The 6,023-nt window shown below is 73.9% G+C and carries 4 protein-coding genes; 2 read left to right on the top strand and 2 right to left on the bottom strand.

Annotated features, from left to right (window positions below):
• Together ABZW03_RS35945 and ABZW03_RS35950 are read left to right on the top strand one after the other, a co-directional pair.
• A partial coding sequence (locus ABZW03_RS35945; RefSeq protein WP_355268170.1) for a serine hydrolase domain-containing protein occupies nt 1-1,056 on the top strand: 1,056 nt, incomplete at its 5' end.
• Between the two features lie 126 nt (nt 1,057-1,182).
• Nucleotides 1,183-2,499, top strand: a complete 1,317-nt coding sequence (locus ABZW03_RS35950; protein WP_355268173.1) for a M64 family metallopeptidase — start codon at nt 1,183-1,185, stop codon at nt 2,497-2,499.
• A 194-nt stretch (nt 2,500-2,693) separates the two neighbouring features.
• Here ABZW03_RS35950 and ABZW03_RS35955 read toward each other — a convergent pair whose 3' ends face one another.
• Nucleotides 2,694-3,074, bottom strand: coding sequence for a peptidase inhibitor family I36 protein (locus ABZW03_RS35955; RefSeq protein WP_355268176.1), 381 nt, complete (start codon nt 3,072-3,074; stop codon nt 2,694-2,696).
• Between the two features lie 280 nt (nt 3,075-3,354).
• Nucleotides 3,355-5,751, bottom strand: coding sequence for a lamin tail domain-containing protein (locus tag ABZW03_RS35960; protein WP_355268179.1), 2,397 nt, complete (start codon nt 5,749-5,751; stop codon nt 3,355-3,357).
• Between the last annotated feature and the right edge of the window lie 272 nt (nt 5,752-6,023).

The raw sequence follows: 6,023 nt of genomic DNA on the forward strand, positions 1-6,023 counted from the left end.
CGCATCAAGCCGAGCACGATTCAGGCCCGCGTGGTCGCCGCCGACGGCCGCAACCTCACCACCGCCAGTGGCGTCGCGAGCCTGACGGACCGCCGGCCGGTCCCCCGGAACGGCTACTTCAGGATCGCCAGCGTCACCAAGACGTTCGTGGCCACGGTGACCCTGCAACTCGCCGGCGAGAACCGGCTCTCCCTGGACGACCGAGTCGAGCGGTGGCTGCCGGGCGTGGTGACCGGGAACGACAACGACGGCCGCGCGATCACCGTCCGCCAGTTGCTCCAGCACACCAGCGGCATCCACGACGACTACCCGGACTACACCTCGGCGGAGGACTTCCGCCGGCACCGGTACGACGCGTACGCACCCGAGCAGATCGTCGCCCGGGCGATGGGACACGACCGGGACTTCACACCGGACACGGGCTGGAACTACAGCAACACCGGCTACGTCCTGCTCGGCATGATCATCCAGCGGGTCACCGGGAACCCCTGGCACGAGGAGGTCAGGGACCGGATCGTCCGCCCGCTCGGCCTCGACCACACCTTCCGGCCGGGCACCTCACCCACCCTGCCCCGGCCGCACGCCGAGACCTACCAGCGGTTCAAGGCCGACGAGCCGCTGGTGGACGTCACCGAGCAGGTCGGATCGGGCACCAACGGCGAGGCCGGGCTCGTCTCCACCACCGCCGACCTCGACCGGTTCTTCGGCGCCCTGCTCGGCGGCCGGCTCCTGCGGCCGGAGCAGCTGGCGGAGATGACCCGGACCGTCCAGGTCAGCGACGGGTTCGAGCGGTTCATGCCGGGTGCCCGGGCCGGGCTGGGCCTCTTCTCCCGCCGGCTGTCCTGCGGCGGGGAGTACTGGGGCCACGAGGGCGGCGACGCGGGGTGGATCACCACCGTCGGCGTCACCGCCGACGGTCGGCGCAGCGTCGCCGTCTCGCTGTCGGGCGTCCAGGCCGCCACCGAGCAGGACGTCGTGCGGGTGGCGGAGGCGGAGAACCAGCTCGTCGACGACGCCCTGTGCGCGACGCCGAAGGCCGACGGCCGGCGGGGCTGAGGCCCCCGCGCGGGCGGGCCGCCACGCCCGCGCGGCGGTTCACCCCCTGGGGGCGGCACCACAGGAAGGATTGTCAGGTCCTCGCCATGGGAAGGGGGCAGGCCACAGACCGTTCCCTCCGGGAGGATGCCCGTGCACCGCACCACCGCCAGGACCGCCACCACCGCCCTGCTCGCCGCCGCACTCGCCGCCACGGTGCTGGGGGCCGCGCCGGCCTGGGGCCGCCCCGCGGACGGCCCGCCGACGACGCGTCAGGTGGAGGTGTTCGCCGAGGACGGCGGCATCTCCCACGCCCAGGCCCCGGCCGCCTCCCCCTACCTCGCCGACCGCCCCCAGGGCGTGGCGCCGGTACCGGGCGACGGCGAGGTGACGGCGCTGGTCCGCAACGGCGAGCCGGCCACCAAGCTGGACGTGGTGGTGATCGGCGACGGGTACACCGCGCAGGAGCAGGAGAAGTTCCGTACGGACGCGGCCCAGAAGTGGCGCGAGCTGACCGCCGTCGAGCCCTACGCCACCTACCGCGCGCTGTTCAACGTCTGGACGGTGTCCGCCGTCTCGCCCGAGTCGGGGGTGACCGGGGACCCGGACCAGGGGACGGTCCGGCACACCGCGCTGGGCTCGCACTTCTGGTGCGACGGCGTGGAGCGGCTGCTCTGCGTGGACGAGAAGGCGGTCGAGTCCTACGCGGCGAGGGCCCCGCAGGCGGACCTGGTGCTCGTGGTGGCCAACACCGCGAAGTACGGCGGCGCCGGCTACAACGACGTCAAGTCCCCGGTCGGCTACGACGGGATCGCCACCGTGGCGGGCGGCAACGCGAGGTCCGGGCAGATCGCGGTGCACGAGACCGGGCACTCGCTGGGCAAGCTGGCCGACGAGTACGCGTACGACGGCCAGGGGACGTACCAGGGCGACGAGCCCGCCGAGGCCAACATCAGCACCCTGACCGCCGACCGGATGCGCGCGCAGGGCACCAAGTGGTCCCGCTGGCTGGGCCAGGCCTCGCCGGACGGCGGTACCGTCGGCACGTACGAGGGCGGCGGCTACTACCCCACCGGGCTCTACCGGCCGACCGAGCACTCGATCATGCGCTCGCTCGGCCGCGAGTTCAACCTGCCCGGGCGCGAGGCGATGATCGCGGGCTTCTACCGCCACGCCACCCCGCTCACCAGCCCCACCGCCCAGGGCAGTTGGCTCACCCCCGCGGACCGCCTCACCGTCGACCTGCCCGTCCCCGGCACCCGGCTGCGCTGGTACCTGGACGGGCGGGAGCTGCCCCGGCTGGCCGGCCGCACCGCGCTGGACCTGGCCGAACTCAAGCTGACCGGGCCGCGCTCCCGGCCGCACGCGCTCACCGCCGTCGCCACCGACCCGACCCCGGCCGTCGCGGACCCGGCGCTGCGCGGGAAGCTGACCGCGAGCCTGTCCTGGATCGTGACGCGCTGACGGCTGCCCCCGACGGCCCGACGGCCGAACCTGCGGCGGGGCGTGGCGGGTTGACCGCGACGCCCCGCCCGCACGACGACGCCCCGCTGGCGCCGACGTCGCCGCGGCACCCCGGGTCGGCCCGCTCCGCGCACCGACCCGGGTGATCATTCCGGGCGGTCAGCGGGGGCGCTGCCCGAGGGGCCCGCGCCCCCTCAGCACCCGCCGGGCCGTGCGGAGCTGACCGAGTCGTTCATGCCGGCGTACTGCGTGAGGTTGCCGGTGTAGTTGTGGGAGATGGTCAGACACCGGCCGCCGTAGTTGATGTCGGTGTAGACCGACCAGGTGGCGCCGGTGTTGTTGCGCACCGACGACGCGATGTCGTTGAAGTTCAGCCCGACGAGCGACGGGGTCGAACCCGTCAGCGCCACGTAGCCGCCCTGTCCGTCGACGTGCTGGAACAGGCAGAACTGGCCGCTCCCGCACCGGTTGTAGCCGGTGGCGGCGGGCGCCGCGACCGCGGCCGGGATCGGCGCGGCGACGGCGAACCCCGCCGCCATCGACAGGCAGGCGGCCATCGTACGGAACTTCGACATGTCTTCTCCTGGTTCGGTCGGTGCCGACCGGCGGTGCGCCGACGGCGAGCCGGTGCGCACCTGCGGCGGTCTGCCGGGAGTGCCGGTCCGGCGGTAGGGGCGCTGTCTCCGCGCCCGCTTGCGACTCTGGCACGGACCGGCGGCCGGGCAGCGGAGATGATCGGCCGATGGAGGCATGCTCCGGGCATTCTTCACACGAGTGGCGAACACGAACGGGACGAGAGCGGCGCCGGCCTCCCCGCACACGAGGGAGACCGGCGCCGCAAGCAGGCCCGACGGGTCACGGCAGCGGGATGCGCACCACCTGCGGGTCGTGGTCGCTCAGCTGGGTGCTGAACTCGCTGTTGAGGTGCACGATGTCGTAGCCGTACGCCGTGGCCGCCAGCGAGCCGGAGATCAGGATGTGGTCCAGCACCTGCGAGTTGCCCTGGTACACGTAGGTGTAGCGCTCGGGCAGCGGCAGGGTGCGCGGCAGGTCGGTGAGCGAGCCGCCGGCGGTGAGGATGTCCGTGGTCTGCGAGTACTCGAAGTCGTTGAGGTCGCCGAGCACGACGACCGCGGCGTTCGGGTCCACGGCCAGGATCTGGTCGGTGAAGCCCTTCACCGCGGCCGCCTGGGAGTGGCGCTGGCTCTCCGAGGGGCGGGCCGGCTGCTGGTAGCGGCCGAAGAGGGGCTGGTCGCCGCCCTTGGAGTTGAAGTGGTTGGCGATCACGAAGACCGGCTTGCCGTTCCAGCGGAACTCACCGGCGAGCGGCTTGCGGCTGGCGTTGAACGCCGTGTTGGACGGGTCGATCCGCCCGGGCGAGTAGGCCAGCTGCGGCGTGCCGCCCGCGTTCACCACGGAGTCGGCGGTGGTCGATCCGGCGCCGGGGCGGTCGGTGAAGGTCAGGCCGCGGTCGGTGCGGAACAGGAACACCTGGCGGATGTTGCCGCCGGGCTGCCCGCCGTCCTGGCCGTCCACCGGGTCGATCGCGCGGTAGGAGTAGGAGGGCCCGCCAGCCGCGGCGATGGCGGCGGTGAGCTTGGCCAGGGTCTGGGTCGCGCTCACCGTGCCGTCGTCGGTGGCGCCGCTGTTGTCCTGGATCTCCTCCAGGGCGACCAGGTCGGGCGAGCGCAGGTTGGTGACGATGCCCGCCGCGAGGCCGTCGAACTTGCTCTGCGGGTCGGACGGGGCGAGGTTCTCCACGTTGAAGGTGGCCACGGCGAGCTGGCCGGCCGTCGGCGCGGCGGTGACCTCGGGGGCGGTGCCGCCGCGGCTGACCGTCGGGGTCGCCGTGACCTGGAGGGTGAAGTTGCCGAAGGCGTAGTCGAGCACGCCGACGGTGGCGCCGCTCAGGGTGTCGCCCACGTCGGCGGTCGGGGTGGGCGCGAGCGCCTTGCCGAGGACGACCCGCTCCGGGTTGCCGTCGTTCGCCTGCAGCAGGATGCCGCCCCGGTTGGTGCGGGTGCCGCTGCCCTGCGGCACGACGGACAGCTCGCCGTACTTGTTGGTCGGGCCGACGACGGCCGCGTTGTCGAGCTCGACCCGCATGCCCTCCAGGGACTCCCAGAAGTCCAGGCCGTCGGTGGCCGGCTGGAAGTTCCCGGCGGTCTCGACGTCGCCGGAGGTGACGCTCGAGATGACGGCGGACGGGGGTATCCGCCCGCCCTGGCCGACCACGGTGGCGGCGGGCAGCAGCGCGTTGTGGGCGACCACCGTGACGGTGGGCGCGGTCAGTTCGGTGATCGACAGGTTGGTGGTGCCGCCGGTGCCACCCGGGCGGTACTGGCTGACGGTGGCGCCGACCGTGACCGAGTCGCCGACCGCGACCGAGGGCGCCCCGGCGGTGTAGACGTAGACGCCCTCGCTGGTGCCGGGGTCGCTGTCGGGCTGCGGGTCCTGGAACCAGAAGCCGTTGGGGCCGACGGCCGTCACCACGCCGGGCACCGCGCTGACGGCGCTGCCGGCCAGCGGGGAGGTGCGGGCGGCGCCCTGGATGTCGTGGATTCGGGTGCCGCCGGTGTTGCCGCCCCCGCCGGTGGCGGAGTTGCGCGGCGCGGGCGCGCCGACCGCGAAGTCCGCCGCGTTGTTGTCGGTGTCGGTGGCGCCGCCGCCCGCGCGCAGGGCGGCCGTGCTGTTCGCCAGGTTGCCGGTCGGCGAGCCCTCGGCGGAGCTCGCGCTGCTGCCGTAGCCGACCAGGTCCTTCACCCCGGCCTGGCCCGCGCAGTTCGAGGCGCAGGTCAGCGCGGTGCCGTTGGTGACGAGGGCGACCTTGCCGGAGGTCGCGGACAGGGCGATCGTGCCGGTGACGTCCGCCGCCGGCAGCGCGGCGCCCGCACCGGCCCCGGCGGCCTCCTGGACCAGGAAGTAGTGGCCCGGGGCGATCGTGCCCGAGAGGGTGGTCCGCGACCAGCTCGATCCGCCGGCCGAGGCGTACTGCACCGTCCAGCCGGTGACGGACACCGGGGTGGTGCCGCGGTTGTACAGCTCGACGTAGTCGTTGGCGTACGGGGCGCCGGAGTTGCCGCCACCGCCGTACACCTGGCTGATCACGATGTCCGGCGACACCGCCTGCGCGACGCCGCCGGGCAGCGCCACCAGCGCCGCCACCACGGCCGCGGCGGAGGCGGCCGCCAGCGTCCGGCGCCGCACCCGCGGCGCTCTCGGACTGATCCGGGAATTCGAGGTGCTCCGCATGAGGCCTACTCCTGACCACCGTCCGGGCTCGCGGCCCGGCGGTGTGAGCACGGATGGGAATGGTTGGGCGCTGCGGTTCTAGCAGCGCCACCAGATCCCTACCGGTGGCGGCGGGCAACGGCCAGACGTACGGCGGAAGAACGTTTCTACGCGCGACAAGTGGGAGACCGTGCTCCGGATGCGTCGGGTCCAACCCCCGCTGCCGGCGGGGCCGCTGGGCGCGACCGGAACGGCGGACGGCCCGGGTCCGGCGGCTCCCCCACCGCCGGACC

Source organism: Kitasatospora sp. NPDC004799 (assembly GCF_040609095.1).
Taxonomy (GTDB): domain Bacteria; phylum Actinomycetota; class Actinomycetes; order Streptomycetales; family Streptomycetaceae; genus Kitasatospora.